Raw genomic sequence first — 20,357 nt, 5'->3', positions numbered from 1 at the left:
AGCAGAGAAAATGTTTACGATGCAAGATTATATCTATGAAGAAAAGGAAGTACTAAGTACGATCTTGAAAAAGAATGATTTTTCGACAAGAGAACATATGAAAAAAACAGTGAATTTACTGATCTTAGCAACGGGTTCATCTTATAACGCTTGTTTAGCAGCGAAGCCAGCATTGGAATCTTATGGTGATCTTACTGTCGATATTCAAGAACCTTTTTATTTTTTCCATTATGGAAAACTTTCTCCTTCAATCGATACTGTGATTGCTGTGTCACAAAGCGGGAAAAGTGCTTCTACTGTTGAAGCAGTAAAAATGATACAAAAACAAGGGTTACCTGTTGTTGCTATCACAAATGACGTGCAAAGTCCACTTGCTTTAGAAGCTGCACAAATTATTGATTTAGGTGCCGGGGTAGAATCAGTAGGCTTCGTTACAAAAGGCTATTCTGCGACTGTTTTACAGTTACTACTCTTAGGGATAGGAATTGGAATAAGTAAAAATAAAATCAGCAAAAAAATAGAACAAGACTACATGCAACAGTTGCGCAAAATAATCAACCATTTACCAGCGATTATTCAAAAAACGGAAGAATTTTTTGATGGATATCAAAGTTTATTTCGTTTAGCACAGCGTTTCGTCACCATTGGATATGGTCCAAACTGGGGAACAGCTAAAGAAGCAGAGACGAAATTGACTGAAACAATCCGCGTTCCGTCACAAGGATTTGAGTTAGAAGCTTATATGCACGGCCCATACCTGGAGGCAGATGCTTCGCATTTGCTATTCTTTATTGAAGGGGAAAGTGTAAATAAGGAACGTTCGCAAAAGTTGCAAAGATATATGAGTCGGTACGTTGGAGAGACTCTCACCATTACCACAAAAAAAGCAAGAAACGAGAAAACACTTGGATTAGCAATAGAATGTGATGAATATCTGTCTGTATTAGCGCTTGTCGTTCCGTTTCAACTATTCGCTTATAAAACCGCAGTAGCTAAAGGTATTGACTTGAACAAAAAGATTTTTGAAGACTTTGATACAGTCTTGAAAAGTAAATTATAAGAGGTGGAAATCATGCTGAAATTCAATGAAGAAGAACAAATCAAAGCAATAAAAGGCGCACTAGCTTTACGTCCGCAAGTAGAAGAAATCATCGATAAACTTTATGCGGAAAAATTTGACGCTGTCTATTATCTAGGAATCGGTGGAACGTATGCTTCCTCGATGCAAGCTGTCACTTATATGAATGGGAAAAGCAACTTGCCTGTCTTTGTACAGCATGCTGCAGAATATTACACTACTGGAAACAAAAGATTAACAAAAGATTCTATCGTTATTTTGTCCTCTGTTACCGGTACAACTCAAGAAGTAGTGAAAGCAGTAGAACAAATCAAGAAAGTAGGAGCGACACTGATTGGATTTATCGATAAAGCGAACAGTAAGTTGTCTCAGCTATGCGATTTTGTGGTCACTTATCCAGCTCCTGGAACAGAACAAATCAAATTTTTTATGGCAGCAGATCGATTAATGTATTTGAATGGAGAATTCGAAGCTTATTCAGAATACTATGAACAGCTCGAACGTTATTTACCAACAGGGTTAGTGGAAGCAAAGAAAAAAGCAGATGCATTTGGCTTATCATTTGCAGAAAAACATCGACGTGATAGTATGCATTATTTTATTGGAGCAGGGAATCAATGGGGAGCTGTTTATTCATATGCCATGTGTTACTGGGAAGAACAAAGCTGGCTTCCATCGAAATCTATCCATGCTGCCGAGTTTCTTCACGGGACGTTAGAGATCGTAGAAGAAACAACCCCAGTCACATTATTTTTAGGCGAAGATGAACAGAGAGTGTTATCTGAACGTGTGGCTAAACTTTTGCCAAAAATTTGCAGCAATTATACATTGATAGACACAAAAGACTATCCAGTAGAAGGTATCAGTGAAAAATATCGCGGACGTGTTTTGTCTTTCTTATTGATGCATGTAGTGACACAACGCATCGATGCTCATGTGGAGCAGTTGAACTGCCATCCATTAGAGATACGCCGCTACTATCGTCAGTTTGATTATTAGGATAGACTGGATAAAAAGAATATAAAAAATAAAGAGAGCAGCGATAACTGCTCCCTTTATTTTTTTAAAATATTGGCATCAATTACGTTATAAAACACATTTTTTGCATTATCTACAGTTCAACTTATAATCTGTTTAATGGGACATGTGGGTGCCAACCATTTTTTGTTATGCAATAGTACTATTTAGTTGTTGCATGGATCCGTAGTAAAAGTCCAAGTACAACGAGTTGCGCCAGTTTACATAGCGTTTTGTATCCAGAATGTTGACTAAAACAAAAGTTCCTATGTCAACCGTCAACAGAGACAATCTGTCCGTTGCAGGACCTGACAGATTTAGAAATGTTCAATCTGTCTCTTATGTATTTTAAATCAATACTCACTAGGAGAAGTTTCCTAACCTCCTAATAGTAATGCTGGTAGTAACATTGTCAAAACTGCTTCCTCTTAGGAACAAGCAAAGCATAACGAGTGTAAAAATAAAATGTAGACTATTGTAACATATCATTGATTATTTCAAGTAAAAACGATAAAAGAAGTAAACAAACACTTAAAAACAATGGAAATTAGTCCCAACTTTAAGAAATGTATACTATAATGGAAATTATCAATTATTTATTTGGAGGAATATCCATGAAACAAAAAATCGCAGTTCTTGGTCCTGGATCTTGGGGCACTGCTTTAGCACAAACATTGGCAGAAAACGGGCATGATGTCCGTATTTGGGGAAATGTACCTGAACAGATTGATGAAATCAATAAGTATCATACAAATCAGCATTTTTTACCTGATTTGACGATCCCAGAATCGATTATCGGATATAAAGAATTGGCAGAAGCAGTGGATAACGCAGATGCTATTTTATTTGTTGTTCCAACAAAAGCGATTCGTTCAGTCGCACAGGAACTTATTGGTAAAATGAATACTAAGCCAATCATTATACATGCAAGTAAAGGACTAGAACAAGATACGCATAAACGAATCTCAGAAGTTTTGGCTGAAGAAATTCCAGAAGAAAAAAGACAGGCAATTGTTGTATTATCTGGTCCTAGCCATGCTGAGGAAGTGGCAGTACATGATATCACAACAATTACAGCTGCAAGTATTGATCAAAAAGCAGCAGCCTATGTACAAAAACTGTTCATGAATGATTATTTCAGGATTTATACAAATAATGATGTGATTGGCGTAGAAACTGGTGCAGCACTGAAAAATATCATTGCAATTGGTGCCGGCGCTATCCATGGATTAGGATTCGGAGATGATGCAAAAGCAGCAATCATGACTCGAGGATTGGCAGAAATCAGCCGTCTTGGTGTCGCGATGGGTGCCAATCCTCTGACATTTATCGGTTTGAGTGGTGTGGGGGACTTGATCGTTACTTGTACAAGTGTTCATTCTCGCAATTGGCGTGCCGGTAACTTGTTAGGACAGGGACATAAGCTGGAAGAAGTTCTAGAAAACATGGGAATGGTCGTTGAGGGTGTGGCAACGACAAAAGCAGCAGTAGAGCTAGCTCAACAGCTAGGTGTTGAGATGCCAATTACTCAAACAATCTATAATGTTTTGTATAATGGAGAAGATATCAAAAAAGCAGCAAAAGAAATCATGTTACGTGACGGAAAAATGGAGAATGAATTTTCTCTTCGTTAAATAGATGATCAATAGTTAATCGTCGTTTAGGAGGAACAGCAAGTGAAGGTCAAAAAAGCAGTCATTCCTGCCGCTGGGCTAGGAACACGTTTTTTGCCGGCAACAAAAGCCATGGCAAAAGAAATGCTTCCAATCGTGGATAAACCAACGATCCAGTTTATTGTGGAAGAAGCATTGGATTCGGGAATCGAAGACATCTTGATCGTAACGGGAAAAGAAAAAAGACCCATTGAAGATCACTTTGATGCAAATATCGAATTGGAAAACAATTTGCGGGAAAAGGAAAAAACAGAATTACTCGCTTTAGTTGAAGAAACGACTCAAGTCAATCTTCACTTCATCCGTCAATCTCATCCAAGAGGACTGGGGGATGCCGTGCTTCAAGCAAAAGCATTTATAGGAAATGAACCGTTTGTCGTCATGCTGGGGGATGATTTGATGAAAGATGATATCCCATTGACTCAACAATTGATGATGGATTATGAAGAAACACAAGCTTCCGCTGTTGCCGTCATGCGTGTACCAGAAAATGAAACATCTAAATACGGAATTATTGATCCTAAAACAGATAGCGAAAAGGGTCGTTGCAGAGTAAAAGGGTTTGTAGAAAAACCTGAAATGGGAAAAGCACCAAGTAATTTAGCCATTATCGGACGTTATCTACTGACTCCTAAAATATTTGAGATATTAGAAACTCAAGAACCAGGAGCAGGAAACGAGATACAGCTAACGGATGCACTTCAGACTCTTAACCAGACAGAGGCGGTCTATGCGAGAGAGTTTAAAGGAAAAAGATACGACGTAGGCGATAAGTTAGGATATATGAAGACAAATATTGAATATGGACTTCAACATTCGGAAATTGGGACTTCATTAAGTGCATATATTATCCAGTTGAGTAAAAAGCTAAGAACAGAAAGTTAACTGGAAATAAGTGGCCTGCTGAGAATGAAAGGCTATTTGTTATTAAAGCGGCAGCTTGTGCGTCATTTGCGCAACTGTCGTTTTAGTTTTTTGACTCTAGATCAGTTGAGTCGTGGAAAACGAAAGATAGAAAAAGACTTTCGTGAATAGATTCAGAAAATATTCTGCTAATGGTTTAATTTTTTTTTAAGTTGTATAAAAGAAAATGATTACATAAGAGAAATGAAAGCCAAGCCAGAAGATTCATAGTAGAATAAAAAGGCGAATTTTTTAATTATAAAAAAAGGTGTGTGTTCACTATGGGAAAATTAGTCGCTGTTGCACAGTCGCTGCTTGATATACTCAAGTGGCTGATGGAAGGAAGCAATTGGATATTTGTGTTGCCACTATTGCTTATTAGTCTATTTATCATGTTTCGCATGGTCAGAAAAAAAGAAACGTTTCTGATTTTTATCTGGTATGCAGCATCCGTTGGGGTTGCTACCTTGATGGTTGAATTGGCGTTAGGTAGTTGGGAAGCTTGCGTATTTGCTTTATTTTTTGCTGTACTGTATCTAATCATTTATATCCCATATATGAAAAGAAAGTCTCGGATAGGCAGAAAAGGTAGACATACAACTACTTTTTCTAGTACAGATTCTCTCGAACAAAGTAGAAGAACGAGAAGAAGACGGTAATATTTAGTAGGTATACGCAAAAAAAGATAAAATAATGGATAAACTATTGAGATGAGAGATTTATTTAATTGGTGGAAAAAAGCTTTTTTCACTTATATAAAAGAATCTTTTTTAAAGGAATGCTTGTTGTATCGGGATAAGCCATTCCTTTTTTTATGTTATTTATATATATATAAATCATACCAATGTTTTTTTGTATTTTCGTGCTTGCACTTGGATAAGAGATTACTTACAATAAATTCAGATAGAAACAGCTGAATAAAAAAAGGCTCCCTGACCCTTAGTTGGCGCTAAGAATCAGGGAATGACCAGTCACACACATACACCCTGACCGATCATTTTGCCATAGTCAATGCAGTGCATCGACCTAATTTATTGTACCTAATCTAGGGTGAAAATTCTACCCCTATGTAGATATTTTCCATGGTCTGCACGTTGTTTTATTTGCTATGTCAAGGTATTGGGCGTATTCGTTCAATGCCTTTTTTGTGTTTGAAACAGCAAAGACCACATGTGTTACTGTCTAACTACTGTTTTTTTATGTACTTCCTTAGATTAGGCAGCTGTTTCTATTCATGTCAAGTATAGCTAGGCGGGAGAGATAAATGAGTTTATGTTATTTTGACTATTATCACCAATTGGAAGAGAAATTAAGGATAGAAGAGCCGCTGATGCTTCAAGCTGGCACTTGGATCGCGAAACAAATTAATCAAGGTGGTAGATTGCAGATATATGCTAGCCGCACACTAAGTGGTGTAGCATTTGAATTTTGGGATCAAACCCCGGATCTTGTACCAAGTATATTGATTGAAAATCCAGCCGGAGGTGTCTATGAAACGCTAGAAGGTGCAGGACAGGCAATTATTGATCAGCTTTCTGTCAAATCAGAAGACATTTTTCTTCTTCTTTCGAATGAAGGAAGAAACCCGGCAATCATCGAACTAGCTCAGTGGATCAAAGAAAATGGTCATCCATTAATCATTGTTACTGGATTTGATTTGTCACGAAGTATCAAATCGCAACATAGCAGTGGTTTGCGATTATTTGAATTTGCTGATTTGGTTTTGGACAACCACGCCAATTTACATGATGCAGTCTTGACTTTGCCAAATCTAGATCCAGCGATCTGCGGAACAGCCTCTCTTGCAACGATCTTTTTGCTGCAGCAAGTTTTGTATTTTACAGCAAAACAGCTAGTCCAGGACACAAGTGGAAAATAGTTATCCACATGTTGACAAAGTTCCTTAAAAAAATAATGTTCCACATAAAAATGGAGCGTTTGAAAAAAAGAAAACGATTATTAATGAGGATTAACAACGACTACTTTTTTTGTTTTAGTTATTTTAAGATGGATCATCTTTGATTTTAAGCTTGTTTTGTTTAAAGTTTGTTATTTTTATAAGTTGTTTCACAGTTATGAGAAATGAGTTATAAGAATATGTAGTGTCAGAAAAATAAAAAGTAGTGGAAAAAGAGACAAGAAAGAATTCATATGGATTCTTTCTTGTCTCTTAATACACGTTGATGAAAGAGTCTTCCCCAAAACTCTTTACAAAGTAATTATAGTACATTTGTTATCATTATTGCAATGAAGTTTACCTGATATAACAAAATTGTCCAACAGGATACCTTTTTCTAATAGAAATAAAATACACAAAAATTGAAGGATAGATAATGGATATTTATAAGTGTTTATTATTTTTTTTGCAATGAAATTCAATTTTTCAATGATTGTAAAATGAAAAAAACAGGACGAGATTTTCTCTAATCTAAAAATAAAAAAAGAATTTTAAGGAAAAACAGAGAAATAAAATACTTAATATAAATGGAAAGAGAAAAAAATAATCATACATAGGAGAAAAAAAGCAAAATAGAAAAAAGTGATTTTCTAATAAATTATTCATGTGGAAATGTCATTTTTACTGTATAATTCATTTGATTATCCATTTTTTATTCATCAAAATTACTGAAAAAAGAAAGGAAGAAATAAATTTGAAGAAAACAAATTCTTCAGGAAAACCGAAACGCGACTTCACTAAATTATCGACACCCCATACGTATGTCATTATTTTTGGTGTAGTCATCTTTGCATGGATACTGACTTTTGTCGTTCCAGCAGGAAAGTTCAGCACGCAAGATATTGAATACAAAGATGCAAATGGCGAAACAAGTACTCGTACTGTTTTACGTCAAGATTCCTTCCGTTATGCTTACGAGCTGGATAAGTCGTATGTGTTTGATCAATTAGAAGAACTGCAAGATCATCCAGCAGAACGTGAAAAACTGGATGTTCCGGAAAAAGGATTGGAAAAAGTCATTGCTGACGGAGAAAAAAATCTTACGCAGGAAAAACTAGATGAAATCTCCTTGACAGATGATGTGCTTTACGATCAGTACGGCGAAAATATCTATGATACTTCTAAAAAATTGCATAAAACAGCCAAAATATGGGGAACAGATGATTTTGGCGGCTTTGGTTTCTTAAATTTTGTTTTTGAAGGACTAGTATCTGGAGATAAGTATGGATCTGCTGTAGGGATCGCTGCATTGATCCTTGTTGTTGGAGGTGCTTTTGGTATTATTATGCGTACCGGAGCGATCGACGCAGGTATCTATGCGTTTATCAGTAAAACTAAGGGACTGGAGCGTTTAGCTTTACCGCTATTATTCTTTGCTTTTTCATTCGGTGGCGCTACATTCGGGATGGCAGAAGAGGTAATTCCATTCTCAATGGTGATGGTTCCATTTGTCATTGCGTTAGGATATGACTCGATCGTAGCAGTAACCGTGACTTATGTCGCATCTCAAGTCGGAAATGCGACCTCTTGGATGAGCCCGTTTAGCGTAGCGGTGGCTCAAGGGATTGCTGGAATCCCCGTGTTGTCTGGTGCGACATTCCGATTGATTATGTGGGTAGTTGTTACTGCATTAGCCGCTGGTTATATGATGATATATGCAGAAAAAATCCGTAAAAAACCAGAAAGTTCGTTGACTTACAAATCAGATGATTATTTCCGTTCTCATATCAAAAAGACATCTGATGAAAATAAAAAATTCATGCTTGGGCATAAATTGATCTTATTAGAGATGTTAGTTGTCCTTGTCTGGATCGTTTGGGGCGTGACTCAAAAAGGCTATTACATTCCAGAAATCGCTTCTCAATTCTTTGTGATGGGATTAGTTGCTGGAATCATTGCTGTTCTTTTCAAATTAGATGGAATGAAAGTCAATGACATCGCTTCTTCTTTCCAATCTGGTGCAGCTGATTTAGCTGGTACAGCAATCGTAGTAGGTATGGCCAAAGGGATTCTTCTTGTCTTGGGAGGATCTGATGCATCTGTTCCTTCAGCTTTGAATACGATTTTGCATGGGATCGGGACGGCGTTGACCGGTGTTCCAGCTGTCATTGGTGCTTGGGCGATGTACATCTTCCAAAGTTTGTTCAACTTGGTTGTTACATCAAATTCAGGACAAGCAGCTTTGACTATGCCAATCATGGCTCCACTGGCAGATTTAGTAGGTGTATCCAGACAAGTAGCAGTTCTTGCTTATCAGCTTGGTTCAGGTTTTATGGACGCTTTTACACCCGTATCAGCCAGCTTGATTGGTGTGCTAGGTGTTGCACGGATCGAATGGGCAAAATGGGCAAGATTCCAAATCAAGATGCAAGGATTCCTGTTTGTTTTAGGAACTATTTTCATCATGATTGCCATTGCAATAGGTCTGCAGTAGTACTGGAGACCTGTAAATAAAAAAGTAATCCAAACAGTAGATAAGGACTCCAAGAACCGTCATTTTACGGTAAAATCAAAGGAGTAAAGATTCTATCGTTTGGATTATTTTTTAAGATCCTATCATCAGTTATACTTAAAGAAAGAGGAAAAATGTATGAAAATCATTCGACAAATTGAAGTGTTTGCACCAGATTACTTAGGAAAAATGGATGTACTGATTGCCGGTGGGAAGATTTTGGCTGTAGAAGAACAGCTAGAAGGCGGCTACGAAGGAGTGGAAGTAGAAGAACTTTCAGGTGAGGGAAAAGTACTAACCCCGGGTTTCATTGACTGTCATTTCCATATTTTAGGTGGAGGAGGAGAAGGCGGTTATCAAAATCGAACGCCAGAAGTCACATTGAGCCAATTGACTACAGCTGGTGTAACGACAGTTGTCGGTTGTTTGGGAACAGACGGAGAAGGTAGAGATATGACTGCGTTGATCAGCAAAGCGAAAGGTCTGGAAGCAGAAGGAATCTCCACTTATGTATACGAAGGTTCGTACCGATTGCCGGTAAAAACAGTAACAGATTCTATCATCAAAGACTTTTTGACAATTGATAAAATTATCGGAATCGGAGAAATCGCAGTATCCGATCACCGTTCTTCTCAGCCAAGTTTTGAAGAGTTCGCTCGTGCAGTAGCAGATGCTCGTGTAGGAGGCATGTTATCCGGAAAAGCTGGGATCATCAATGTCCACTTAGGCGGAGGAAAAAGAAAGCTAGAGCTATTGACACGAATCGTAGAAGAAACAGAAATTCCGATCACACAATTTTTGCCTACTCATGCAAATCGCACACCAGAATTATTTGAAGCTTGCGTGGCATTTGCCAAACGTGGTGGCACGATTGACTTCACTGCTAGCGAAGATCCTGATTTTTGGGAGAAGACAGATGGTGAAGTTCGCTTCAGCAAAGCACTGAAACGATTGATCGAGGAAGATGTTTCTTTAGATAATTTCACGATGACCTCAGATGGACAAGGAAGCTTGCCTTATTTTGATGAAAACAATCATTTCCTAGGGTTAGGAGTAGGAAGTGCCAAGGCATTGCTAGTAGGGATCAAAGAAGCTGTGCAAAAAGAAAGTATCCCTTTGGAAATCGCCTTACGAGCTATAACCAGTAATCCAGCACGTATATTGAAATTGGATAAAAAAGGAAAAATCGAAATTGGTGCTGATGCAGATCTGTGTATCTTGGATAAAGAAACGCTTGATATTGATACAGTTATCGCTAAAGGAGAAATAATGGTCCAAGAAAAAGAAGTCAAAGTATGGGGGACTTTCGAAAAAAGTTTTTAATCAACAGCTCTAACTATCTTTTTTAGAAAACGAGCGTTCTGTTTGTCTGTATCTGTTGTTGATGTTACCCTGAAGGTAGATCAATAAACAAACTAAGAGGAGGAAGCACAATGGCAGATTTAAAAGGACGTTCTAAAGATATGAGAGATAAAGTAGTCGGTGAAGGAAAAGAAGCATACGGCAAAGCAACAGACGACAAGAGCAAAGAAACAGAAGGGAAAGCACAATCACTAGGTGCTGACATCAAAGAAAAAGCTCGAAATTTAGGCGACGAAGTCAAAGACAAGTTTTCTCGAAAAGACGAAAAAAAATAAAAACCACTTATTACTAATTGAATCAAGCAAATAAAAAATCCGAACCATATCTGTCTCGCAGATATGGTTCGGATTTTTTATTTGATCATTATCCTGTTTTTTAAACTTCGATTTTTTGAAATTTTTTATTTTTTAGTTCAAAGACTTCATCACAGCTTTTTGCTACTTCAATCTCATGAGTCACGATGATAATACAGCGATTTTGTTCATGGGCGATTTCTTGGAAAAGTTTGACGATATCTTGTGAAGTTGTTTCATCTAGATTTCCAGTAGGCTCATCCGCTACGATTAGTTGATGTTCACAGCAGATAGCACGAACGATAGCGACTCGCTGCTGCTGACCTCCCGAAAGTTTGGTCACCTGTTTTTTTGCTAATATTTCATCAATTCCTACACGAGCCAGTCGATCTAAAGCAACTTGTCGATAATTCTCTTGCTTGGTCTTAGTGATTTCCATTGCTGCTATGACGTTGTCTAGAGCCGATAAATAAGGAAGCAAGTTGTAAGCTTGGAAAATAATCGAGACATCATTTTTACGATAACTTCTTAACCCGATTTTGTTCAGTGAACGATCTTGATAGTATACCTTTCCTTCTTTTGGTGCATCTAGTCCAGAAATAAGCGAAAGAAAAGTCGTTTTTCCAGAACCACTTGCTCCTAAAATAGCGTACATTTTTCCAGCTTCGAAATTCAGTTCTACATCTTTATAAAGCGCATCTTGCGGATCTTGATACCAAAATCCCAATTGTTCTGTCCGTAACATCAAATTCCTCCTTTAGTTTAATAGGATTTTTCTTGGGTTTAATCTTAATATCCCTATAGAAGCTAAAAAGACAGAAAACAGACTGATTCCAAATGCTACTCCGGCTAATAGTCCCAATTGTGCAGGTTTGACATTGATTTCCAATTCGCTGACTTGATCAGAAACAGCAAATGGATTATTCGTGGTTCCTTGTTGACCATCGCGTTGACCGCCTTGTTCTTGTCTGTTACCTGGCATTTGTCCACCGCCAGGAGCTTGCTGGTTTTGTGTCGTGGTTTCTGTCTGTTGGTCAAGTAGCTGCTGTCCCACGGCATTCGCGACGACGTTTCCGCTAAGCGAAGCAACTCCTAATGCAAGAATCATACAAATAGCCACTTCGGTAAACAATTGGAGAATGATTTTACTTCTGGATTCTCCTAAAGATAGCAAGACGCCTAACTCATGCCGACGCTCCCGAATGGTAATCATAATGATCAGAGTAAGTATGATAATACCGGCTACAGCCACTAGTAAAACAACATTTTTAGAAAAACTTGCCACGTTGTTTAAAGGTTCCAACATTGACTGATACATGGAATCATTTGATTGTAAGCTAAATGTATCTGTGTCGATCAGCTTCTCAGCTTCTTTGAGAAACTCATCCATTTTATCTGGATCAGATAGAGTGTAAATAGCAGAATCTATCGTGTTATCGTCAGATGTCCCATTTAGTTCATTTGCAAAAGTGTAAGAAGTGTAAAGTGTATTCGGCGGATTCATGAAGTTGAATTTCATACCCATACTGCCGCTTGTTTCGCTGGATTCATAAATTCCTTTGATCGTCATTTCATAAGTGGTATCTTCATCTTCAGTACTCGTGATTGTGAAAGTATCTCCGACTGCCAGGTCATTTGTTTCTGCTAGAGTAGAATCAATGACTACATTGTTTGTGCCTTTGTCGCTGTCATCTATTCCTTCACCATCCGTGATTTTTGCTGTTCCATCAGAAAAATTACTATTTTGTGCAGTTGCTGACACACCACTGATTTGAAAGTCTGCTTGAGTCATTTGCGGATTCCCGCCCATTCCTCCAGCAGGTTCACCGCCTGCATCAGTAGTTTCTGAACTGTCTTCACTTGAATCAGAACTAGTGATGGCAGTTATTCCATCTTTTGCCATAGCTGAGGCGGAACTTTCAAAGGAATAACTCTTTACATTATCTAATTCAGCTATTTTTTCCGCGTCCGTTAAGGAAACTGGTGTAAGAGAAAAACTGCCTGGATCTGGACGTTCTTCAGTGGTAGAACCGCTTGAAGAAGTTTGTTCCTGTTTTTTAAATGAAGCTTCTCGATTGGCACTTAAAGTCACTGTTGCTCCAACTTCTTTTTGTGCTTGATTCGCTGCTTCTTCTGCAGCGCTTCGAATCGTGAGGCCAGCTAGCACAAAAATAAGAATGGCTGTGAACACGGCAAACAATAACAATGAACGTCCCCATTTTACTTTTGTACTTTTCCATGCACGTTTCATAAAATTCATATTTTGCATCCCTCCTAGTAGATGCATTTGATAATAGACAACCTATCTTAAAGCTAGCTTAAATCTTATGCTGTTTGCACACCATCAACATGAGGTTCTGTATATATAAAAAGTCACTATAGTTATTGCAAAAAATGTGGTAAAATGAAAAAAGTATGTTTCAAACCGACGAAGAAGAAATGAAAGAGGAATAGCAAAAGAAATCCTAGATGCTACAGAGGGATTTTTACGTGCATAGTTGTTCTAACAATTGCTGATACTAGCGATTTAGTTTATTTGTTGTATAATAATGGGGAACAGCTGAATACTTATATAAGTATTCTGGCTATAGCGTTTCGCAAAAGATCCATTTTGTTAATGAAGTATATCCAAAATAAAATGCCCATCCAACTGTCAGAACGCGGATGTGCTGGTAATTTTCCTGCTGATTCTCCATAAGTTGAGAAATAGTGATTTTGCATATGCTTCATTGGAATGGCTCATATATTTAGATAAAGAAGAAAATCGACATCTTTAAACTTGGATGTCATAAGAAGAGGTGAAGTTTGTGAGTACCATTAAAATTATCCCATTAGGCGGCGTTCGTGAAAATGGAAAAAACATGTATGTCGCAGAAGTGGGCGAGGATATTTTTATTTTAGATTGTGGGCTAAAATATCCTGAAAATGAGTTGTTGGGGATCGACGTCGTAATCCCTGATTTTACGTATTTAGAAGAAAACATTGATCGTGTAGCTGGTGTCTTTTTAACACATGGACATGCAGATGCGATCGGGGCACTTCCTTACTTGTTGTCAAAAATTTCTGTACCAGTATTCGGGACAGAGTTGACGATCGAGTTAGCAAAATTGAATGTCAGTCGTAATGAAGCAGCCAAAGGATTTAAGGATTTCCATGTGGTAGATGAGCATACAGAAATAGACTTTGGTGAAACAGTAGTGAGCTTTTTCCGTACCACTCATACGATACCAGATTCAGTGGGGATCAATCTGAAAACAAAAGAAGGTAGTATCGTTTATACGGGAGATTTTAAATTTGACCAAACGGCTATCCCAATGTATCAAACAGATTATGCACGATTGGCGGAAATCGGCAAAGAAGGAGTCTTAGCCTTACTAAGTGAATCGGCAAATGCAGAAAATCCTCAGCCTGTAGCTTCTGAAGCCCAAATAGCAGATGAAGTATTTGATACGATCAAATATTGGGAAGGGCGTATCATCGTCGCTTGTGTAGCAAGTAATTTGCAACGAGTGCAACAAGTATTGGATGCAGCAGAAAAAGCACAACGAAAAGTTGTCTTGACTGGTCAAGATTTCGAACGAATTATTCGCACAGCGATGCGTTTAGAAAAACTTCAATTACCAAGTGAAGATCTGCTTGTTACGTTGAAAGACATGAAAAACTATGATCCAGAAGAACTGATCATTTTAGAAACTGGCCGAATGGGTGAACCCATCAAGTCTCTGCAAAAAATGGCAAACGGTACACACCGTAATGTCAAGATTGAAGAAGGAGATTTGGTTTATATCACTACTACGCCAAGCATCGCGATGGAAACCATCGTGGCGAAAACGGAAGATATCATTTATCGAGCTGGTGGAACAGTGAAGTTGATCTCTGAGAATATGCGCGTTTCTGGCCATGCCAATCCTAATGACTTGCAATTAATGATCAATTTGATGAAACCAACATATTTTGTGCCAGTTCAAGGAGAGTATCGTGAATTAGCTGCTCATGCAGATTTGGCTCATGCAGTAGGGATGCCATACAAAAATATCTATATTACTGGACGCGGAGACGTGCTGGAATATAAGAACAAGCGTATGAGTGTTGCAGGAACTACAAGTGCAGAAAATGTAATGATTGATGGATTAGGCATAGGTGATATCGGAAACATTGTTTTACGTGATCGAAAAATCTTGTCAGAAGACGGGATTTTCGTAGCGGTTGTCACTATCAGTCGGCGAGAAAAGAAAATCATTTCAAAACCTCAAATTACTTCACGGGGATTCGTTTACGTAAAAGCTAGCCGTGATCTGATGAAAGAAAGCAGCAATATGATTGAAACAATCGTTGAGAAACATTTAGAAAGCAATGATTTTGAGTGGAGCAAATTAAAGCAAGACATCCGAGATCAATTAGGCCGTTACTTATTTGAACAAACAAAACGCCGCCCAGTGATCTTGCCAGTCATTATGGAAGCTACTCAACGTCGAAATAAAAAATAAACAAAAAGAGTAAGATGAACCTCTCTATAGAGTGCTCGTCTTGCTCTTTTTTTGCGAAAAACAAATAATTTTTGAATACAGCATCCCTCGCTTTATAATAAACGATAGAATAAAGGGAGTGAATCAATGATGAGTCAAACAAAAGTCGAACGTTATTTAGAAGAACAAAAGATCAGCTATCAACCACTTGATTTTAGTCATGTGGTAGAAGAATCTTTCACAGAAGAACTACAAAAAAGAGGGATTGATCCAGCTTTGATATGTAAAACTCTCGTAGTGAAAGGAAACAAAACTGGGGTGATCATCGCATTGATTCCTTTGAACGATCACTTAGATTACAAAAAAACGAGACAAGTGACGAAAGATCGTAAAGTTGGTTTTCCTGGAATGGATTTTGTATTAATGCATACAGGATATCCCCACGGAGCAAACACCCCTATTGGAATAAAACTCGCACATCCTGATTATTGTTTTTTAGCAGACAGTTCTTTAAAAGAAAAAGAAGAAGTAATTGTGTCAAGCGGTGAAATCGGGAGAAGCCTTCGGATAAAAGTAGCCGATTTAGAAAAGATCGTCCATCCTATTTACGCTGATTTAATTAGTTAAGGGACGAGAAGAGAAGCTAAGCAGAGCAGAGACCTCAAACTTGAGATTATATCTGCTTGGTACTTGGTGCATCCTGTATTATCTGTTACAATTGCTTTGTACATACTGTACTATCAATCCAATGAAAATATATTTAGCAGCTATGTTTTTTCATTGATGTGCAAGTGATGAAATCGTTTTTAATAAAAAAGATACAGAGAAAACGCGAGGTGTAAAATATGAAAATTACGTATCATGGACATTCCTGTTTAACAATTGAAATGGAAAATGGCCAACGCGTGATGATTGACCCGTTTATTACAGGAAATCCATTGACAGACTTAACTGCAGAAGAAGTAAAGACAGATTGGTTGCTGATTACTCATGGTCATAGTGACCACATAGGAGATATGATTCCTATTGCAAAAGAAAATCAAGCCACAATTATCAGTATTGTTGAGATTGCTGATTATGCGAACAGCAGAGGAGTAGATTCATTCGGTATGAATATCGGTGGAAAACATGCGTTTCCATTCGGCGTGGTAAAATTCGTACATGCACAGCATAGTTCAAGCTATGAAGTAGACGGTATCGTTCAGTATATGGGCGAGCCTAGCGGAATTATTATTCAAGCAGAAGGAAAAACGATTTATCATGCAGGGGATACTGCTTATTTCAGTGATCTAGGATTGCTTGCAGAAGAATTCGATATTGATGTCGCTTTCTTGCCGATTGGCGATAACTATACGATGGGGCCAGAAGATGCAGCAAAGGCTGCGCAAACAATTCGTGCCAAGAAAGTAGTTCCAATCCATTACAATACTTTCCCTGTCATTGAACAAGATCCCGAATCTTTTGTAGAGTTACTGGAAGATAGTGAAGGAAAAATAATGAGCGTCTCGGAAACGCTGGAAGTGTAGGCAGAAAATGGCGACAAAACATGATTTGATTTTAGAATATATTGAAAGTTTACCTGTTGGCAATCGAATTTCTGTAAGAAGCATCGCAAAAGAATTGAATGTCAGTGAAGGAACAGCGTACCGTGCAATCAAAGATGCAGAAAATGTCGGACTAGTTTCAACAATTCAACGAGTAGGGACCATCCGTATCGAACGCAAATTAAAAAAACATATTGAACGTTTGACATTTGGCGAGGTCGTCAGGATCATTGAAGGGGACGTTTTAGGCGGGGCGGCAGGATTAGACAAGGTCTTGAATAAATTCGTCATCGGCGCGATGACTAAACATGCCATGGAACGCTATATTACGCCAGGATCACTAATGATCGTCGGCAACCGGGCGGAAGTCCAAAAATTAGCATTGGAAGATGGCGCCGCAGTATTGATCACAGGAGGATTCAATACGACTGCTGAGATTGCAAAGCTAGCTGATGATCTTGAAATGCCGATCTTACGCACCTCTTATGATACATTTACAGTCGCAACCATGATCAACCGAGCGTTAAGCGACCAATTGATCAAAAAAGATATCATGCTTGTCAGTGATATCTATATGCCAGCTGAAAAGACTCATTATTTGCAGCAGACAGATACGATTTCTGATTATCAGCGTTTGTCAGAAGAAACGCAGCATTCGCGTTTTCCAGTCGTCAACCGCCATCATCGTTTGATGGGGATTGTTACGGCAAAAGATGTTTTAGGGAAATCGCCAAACCAGATCATCGATCGGGTGATGACGAAAGAACCAATCAGTGTAAAGAAAACAATGAGTATTGCCTCTGTTAGCCATCAAATGATCTGGGATGGGCTAGAAGTCATGCCGGTCGTTTCCGATGACTTGACATTGGAAGGCTTGATTACCCGGCAAGATGTAATGAAAGCGATGCAGCTTGTCCAGCGACAACCGCAGATTGCAGATACGATTTCGGATCAGATATCTGGAAATATCCATACGATTGATACTGACCGTGAAGGAAATCGTTTGGAAAACCCTAAGTTCAAATTCGTAGTAGCACCACAAATGGTCAATGGCGTTGGAACCATTTCTTTTGGCGTACTTAGCGAAATCATTTCTGATGTCGCACAAAAAACAATGGTGATGAACCAAAAACGAAATATCTTGATTGAACAAGTGAACCTACATTATTTGCGGCTGATCCAATTGGAAAGCGAATTAGACATTCGTCCACGTGTATTGGAAATCGGCAGACGTTCCGCTAAACTGGATATCGAAGTGTTTATTGAAAACACCATCGTTTCCAAAGCAATCGTTGTTTGTCAAGTAATGGAACGTTCTTAGAAAGCAGGAGTGAAATGACAGTACAGCAAGAAATAGTAGATACAATAAAAAAATACGATAAAATCATTATCCACAGGCATTTGCGCCCTGATCCTGATGCATTAGGATCACAAGTAGGATTAGCCGAACTATTACGGGAAAGTTTCCCAGAAAAAGAAATACGTCAAGTAGGTGAAACGATTGAAGGGCTTCGCTTTTTAGCAGAAATGCAAGAAGTTGAAGATGTCTTCTACCAAGGAGCGCTAGTCATCGTGACTGATACAGCTAATTCACCCAGAATCAGTGATCAAAGATATCAGTTGGCAGAAAAACTGATCAAAATCGACCATCATCCCAATGATGACCCTTATGGAGATCTTGTGTGGGTAAATACAAAAGCAAGTAGCTGTAGTGAGATGATTGCAGAATTTGCTTTGATGTTTCCTGAATCTTTAAAGATGAACGTTAAGGCTGCACGGTTACTTTATGCAGGAATCGTCGGAGATACAGGGCGCTTTTTGTATCCCTCCACGACGTCCCGTACATTAGAGATTGCTTCGATATTGAGAAATTATCCATTTGATGCAAGTGCTTTGAACAGAGAGATTGAACAAATGCCGATGAAAGTCGCTAAACTTTCCGGTTATCTTTATCAAAATATCCAGGTGGATGAAAATGGTGCAGGAAGAATAATCCTTCCGCAAGAAATTCTTGATAAATATGGAATCGATGATTCAGAGACAGCTTCGATCGTTTCACTTCCTGGAGTGATTGACGAAGTGCTGGCTTGGGGGATTTTTGTTCAGCAGCCTTCAGGGTATTACCGCGTACGTTTACGTTCTAAGGGGCCGATCATCAATGAATTGGCTAAACGCCATCATGGAGGAGGCCATCCATTAGCAAGTGGTGCGAATGCAAAAGATTTAGCAGAAGTAGAGGAAATCTATAAAGAGATCCAAGATATATGCCAATCGTATAAGAGCAGAAAAACAGAATGATACTTCGTTCGAAAACGTGCCTTTTGTAGTAAAAATCACAAATGTATCTTTTCAAGATCTTCTTTTTCCGTTACAATAGTGCTCACTAAAGATTTTAAAGGAGAAAGAAGATGACATTACCAAATTGCCCAGAATGTGGCTCAGAGTACACATATGAAGATCGAGGCTTGTTGATTTGCCCAGAATGCGGGAACGAATGGAACAAAGAAGAACAAGAAACTGTCATAGAAGACGGATTAGTGGTATTAGATGCAAATGGAAACCGTCTGTTAGAGGGCGATAGCGTGACAGTGATTAAAGACTTGAAAGTAAAAGGTGCGTCAGGTGCCATTAAACAAGGAACAAAAGTCAAGAACATCCGTTTAGTAGAAGGCGATCATAATATCGATTGCAAGGTAGAAGGATTTGGACCGATGAAACTGAAATCGGAATTTGTGAAAAAGAATTAAAGAATATTCAAGGTCTTTTCACATTCTTTTCCTACTACTAATGATAAAATAAAGTAAACGAAAAGGAGTGAAACGAAAATGTATGGTTATGGAATGTATGGTTTTTTAGATCCGACATTTCTTTTGGTCATTCTTGGATTAGTTATTTCCGGAATTGCGTCAGCGTACGTCAATAGTACTTTCCGAAAATACGATCAAGTGAGAAGCAAAAACAATGTGACTGGTACACAAGCAGCACAATATATATTACAAAGTCAACAGATAAATAATGTCGGTGTTCAACAAATTGCCGGAGATCTCACAGATAACTACAATTCAGGTAATAAGATGTTGAGTTTGTCTCAAGCAACTGCACAGTCTACTTCAGTTGCTGCGATAGGTGTAGCAGCTCATGAATGCGGACATGCGGTACAAGATGCTTCGGGTTATGTCCCATTGAAGATTCGTGCAGCACTTGTTCCAGCAGCTAACTTTGGTTCGATGATTTCGTTCCCCTTGATTATGGTAGGTGTATTGCTTAGCTGGAACTCTACGTTAATCAATATCGGGATTTTCGCTTTTTCTTTAGCATTACTTTTCCAATTGGTGACATTACCAGTCGAATTTAACGCGTCTCGGCGAGCAATCCAAATTTTGAGTGAAGGCGGACTACTGACGGAAGAAGAAGTACCGATGGCAAGACACGTATTATTTGCAGCAGCACTGACTTATGTTGCAGCAGCGCTTTCGACATTCCTGCAGCTGTTGCGCTTGATCTTATTGTTCGGCGGCAACCGAAGAGATTAAAATAAAGAAGTTGTGAAATCAGCGCTTTGATCTGAGCTAATACCGAGAGTTAGCTGATTGAATACCATTTATTTGGAAT

General features: G+C 38.4%; 18 protein-coding genes. 16 read left to right on the top strand and 2 right to left on the bottom strand.

All coding sequences use genetic code 11. The features are described from left to right. Positions 1-10 precede the first annotated feature (10 nt). From DIZ30_RS04055 to DIZ30_RS04015, 9 genes are all read left to right on the top strand, one after another. Entirely contained in the window at positions 11-1,060 is a 1,050-nt protein-coding gene (locus DIZ30_RS04055) for an SIS domain-containing protein (RefSeq protein WP_002324182.1), read from the top strand. A 12-nt stretch (positions 1,061-1,072) separates the two neighbouring features. Then, on the top strand, positions 1,073-2,077 hold the full coding sequence (locus DIZ30_RS04050) for an SIS domain-containing protein (protein WP_109023107.1): 1,005 nt from the start codon (positions 1,073-1,075) through the stop codon (positions 2,075-2,077). A gap of 632 nt (positions 2,078-2,709) precedes the next feature. Beyond that, on the top strand, positions 2,710-3,729 hold the full coding sequence (locus tag DIZ30_RS04045; RefSeq protein WP_002287121.1) for an NAD(P)H-dependent glycerol-3-phosphate dehydrogenase: 1,020 nt from the start codon (positions 2,710-2,712) through the stop codon (positions 3,727-3,729). A gap of 42 nt (positions 3,730-3,771) precedes the next feature. After that, positions 3,772-4,653 carry a UTP--glucose-1-phosphate uridylyltransferase GalU gene (gene galU, locus DIZ30_RS04040; RefSeq protein WP_002287122.1) on the top strand — a complete coding sequence of 294 codons (882 nt, stop codon included), beginning with the start codon at positions 3,772-3,774 and terminating at the stop codon, positions 4,651-4,653. A 299-nt stretch (positions 4,654-4,952) separates the two neighbouring features. Continuing rightward, positions 4,953-5,330 (top strand): hypothetical protein, encoded by a 378-nt coding sequence (locus DIZ30_RS04035; RefSeq protein ID WP_002294021.1) that lies wholly within the window; start codon positions 4,953-4,955, stop codon positions 5,328-5,330. A gap of 605 nt (positions 5,331-5,935) precedes the next feature. Beyond that, positions 5,936-6,550 (top strand): SIS domain-containing protein, encoded by a 615-nt coding sequence (locus DIZ30_RS04030; RefSeq protein ID WP_002287124.1) that lies wholly within the window; start codon positions 5,936-5,938, stop codon positions 6,548-6,550. Positions 6,551-7,322: 772 nt separating this feature from the next. After that, positions 7,323-9,062 carry a putative basic amino acid antiporter YfcC gene (gene yfcC / locus DIZ30_RS04025; RefSeq protein WP_002294022.1) on the top strand — a complete coding sequence of 580 codons (1,740 nt, stop codon included), beginning with the start codon at positions 7,323-7,325 and terminating at the stop codon, positions 9,060-9,062. Positions 9,063-9,218: 156 nt separating this feature from the next. After that, entirely contained in the window at positions 9,219-10,403 is a 1,185-nt protein-coding gene (gene iadA, locus DIZ30_RS04020; RefSeq protein WP_002287126.1) for a beta-aspartyl-peptidase, read from the top strand. A 110-nt stretch (positions 10,404-10,513) separates the two neighbouring features. After that, positions 10,514-10,717, top strand: coding sequence for a CsbD family protein (locus DIZ30_RS04015; RefSeq protein ID WP_109023106.1), 204 nt, complete (start codon positions 10,514-10,516; stop codon positions 10,715-10,717). A 100-nt stretch (positions 10,718-10,817) separates the two neighbouring features. Here DIZ30_RS04015 and DIZ30_RS04010 read toward each other — a convergent pair whose 3' ends face one another. Both DIZ30_RS04010 and DIZ30_RS04005 read right to left on the bottom strand, forming a co-directional pair. Further along, the gene (locus DIZ30_RS04010; protein ID WP_002287128.1) at positions 10,818-11,480 is read right to left on the bottom strand and encodes an ABC transporter ATP-binding protein; all 663 of its coding nucleotides are present in this window, start codon (positions 11,478-11,480) and stop codon (positions 10,818-10,820) included. Positions 11,481-11,492: 12 nt separating this feature from the next. Then, complete coding sequence (locus tag DIZ30_RS04005) at positions 11,493-12,995, bottom strand: ABC transporter permease (RefSeq protein WP_109023105.1); 1,503 nt, start codon at positions 12,993-12,995, stop codon at positions 11,493-11,495. A 547-nt stretch (positions 12,996-13,542) separates the two neighbouring features. Between DIZ30_RS04005 and DIZ30_RS03995 the strand changes: the two genes are divergently transcribed. From DIZ30_RS03995 to DIZ30_RS03965, 7 genes are all read left to right on the top strand, one after another. Then, positions 13,543-15,222 (top strand): ribonuclease J, encoded by a 1,680-nt coding sequence (locus DIZ30_RS03995; RefSeq protein WP_002287130.1) that lies wholly within the window; start codon positions 13,543-13,545, stop codon positions 15,220-15,222. A gap of 126 nt (positions 15,223-15,348) precedes the next feature. Further along, positions 15,349-15,828: an aminoacyl-tRNA deacylase gene (locus DIZ30_RS03990; RefSeq protein ID WP_002287132.1), complete on the top strand. Its 480-nt coding sequence runs from the start codon at positions 15,349-15,351 to the stop codon at positions 15,826-15,828. A gap of 218 nt (positions 15,829-16,046) precedes the next feature. After that, a complete protein-coding gene (locus tag DIZ30_RS03985; RefSeq protein WP_002287133.1) occupies positions 16,047-16,727 on the top strand; it encodes a metal-dependent hydrolase in 681 nt (226 codons plus the stop codon). 7 nt (positions 16,728-16,734) lie between these two features. Then, entirely contained in the window at positions 16,735-18,066 is a 1,332-nt protein-coding gene (locus tag DIZ30_RS03980; RefSeq protein ID WP_002287134.1) for a DRTGG domain-containing protein, read from the top strand. Between the two features lie 14 nt (positions 18,067-18,080). Next, the gene (locus DIZ30_RS03975; protein ID WP_002287135.1) at positions 18,081-19,043 is read left to right on the top strand and encodes a bifunctional oligoribonuclease/PAP phosphatase NrnA; all 963 of its coding nucleotides are present in this window, start codon (positions 18,081-18,083) and stop codon (positions 19,041-19,043) included. A 110-nt stretch (positions 19,044-19,153) separates the two neighbouring features. Then, positions 19,154-19,492 carry a zinc ribbon domain-containing protein YjdM gene (locus DIZ30_RS03970; RefSeq protein WP_002287137.1) on the top strand — a complete coding sequence of 113 codons (339 nt, stop codon included), beginning with the start codon at positions 19,154-19,156 and terminating at the stop codon, positions 19,490-19,492. 78 nt (positions 19,493-19,570) lie between these two features. Then, positions 19,571-20,278: a zinc metallopeptidase gene (locus tag DIZ30_RS03965; RefSeq protein ID WP_002287139.1), complete on the top strand. Its 708-nt coding sequence runs from the start codon at positions 19,571-19,573 to the stop codon at positions 20,276-20,278. Positions 20,279-20,357: the final 79 nt, after the last annotated feature.

Origin of the sequence: Enterococcus sp. H57 (genome assembly GCF_003112495.1) — a bacterium.
Taxonomy (GTDB): domain Bacteria; phylum Bacillota; class Bacilli; order Lactobacillales; family Enterococcaceae; genus Enterococcus_B; species Enterococcus_B faecium.
This window is presented reverse-complemented; position numbering and strand designations above follow the sequence as displayed.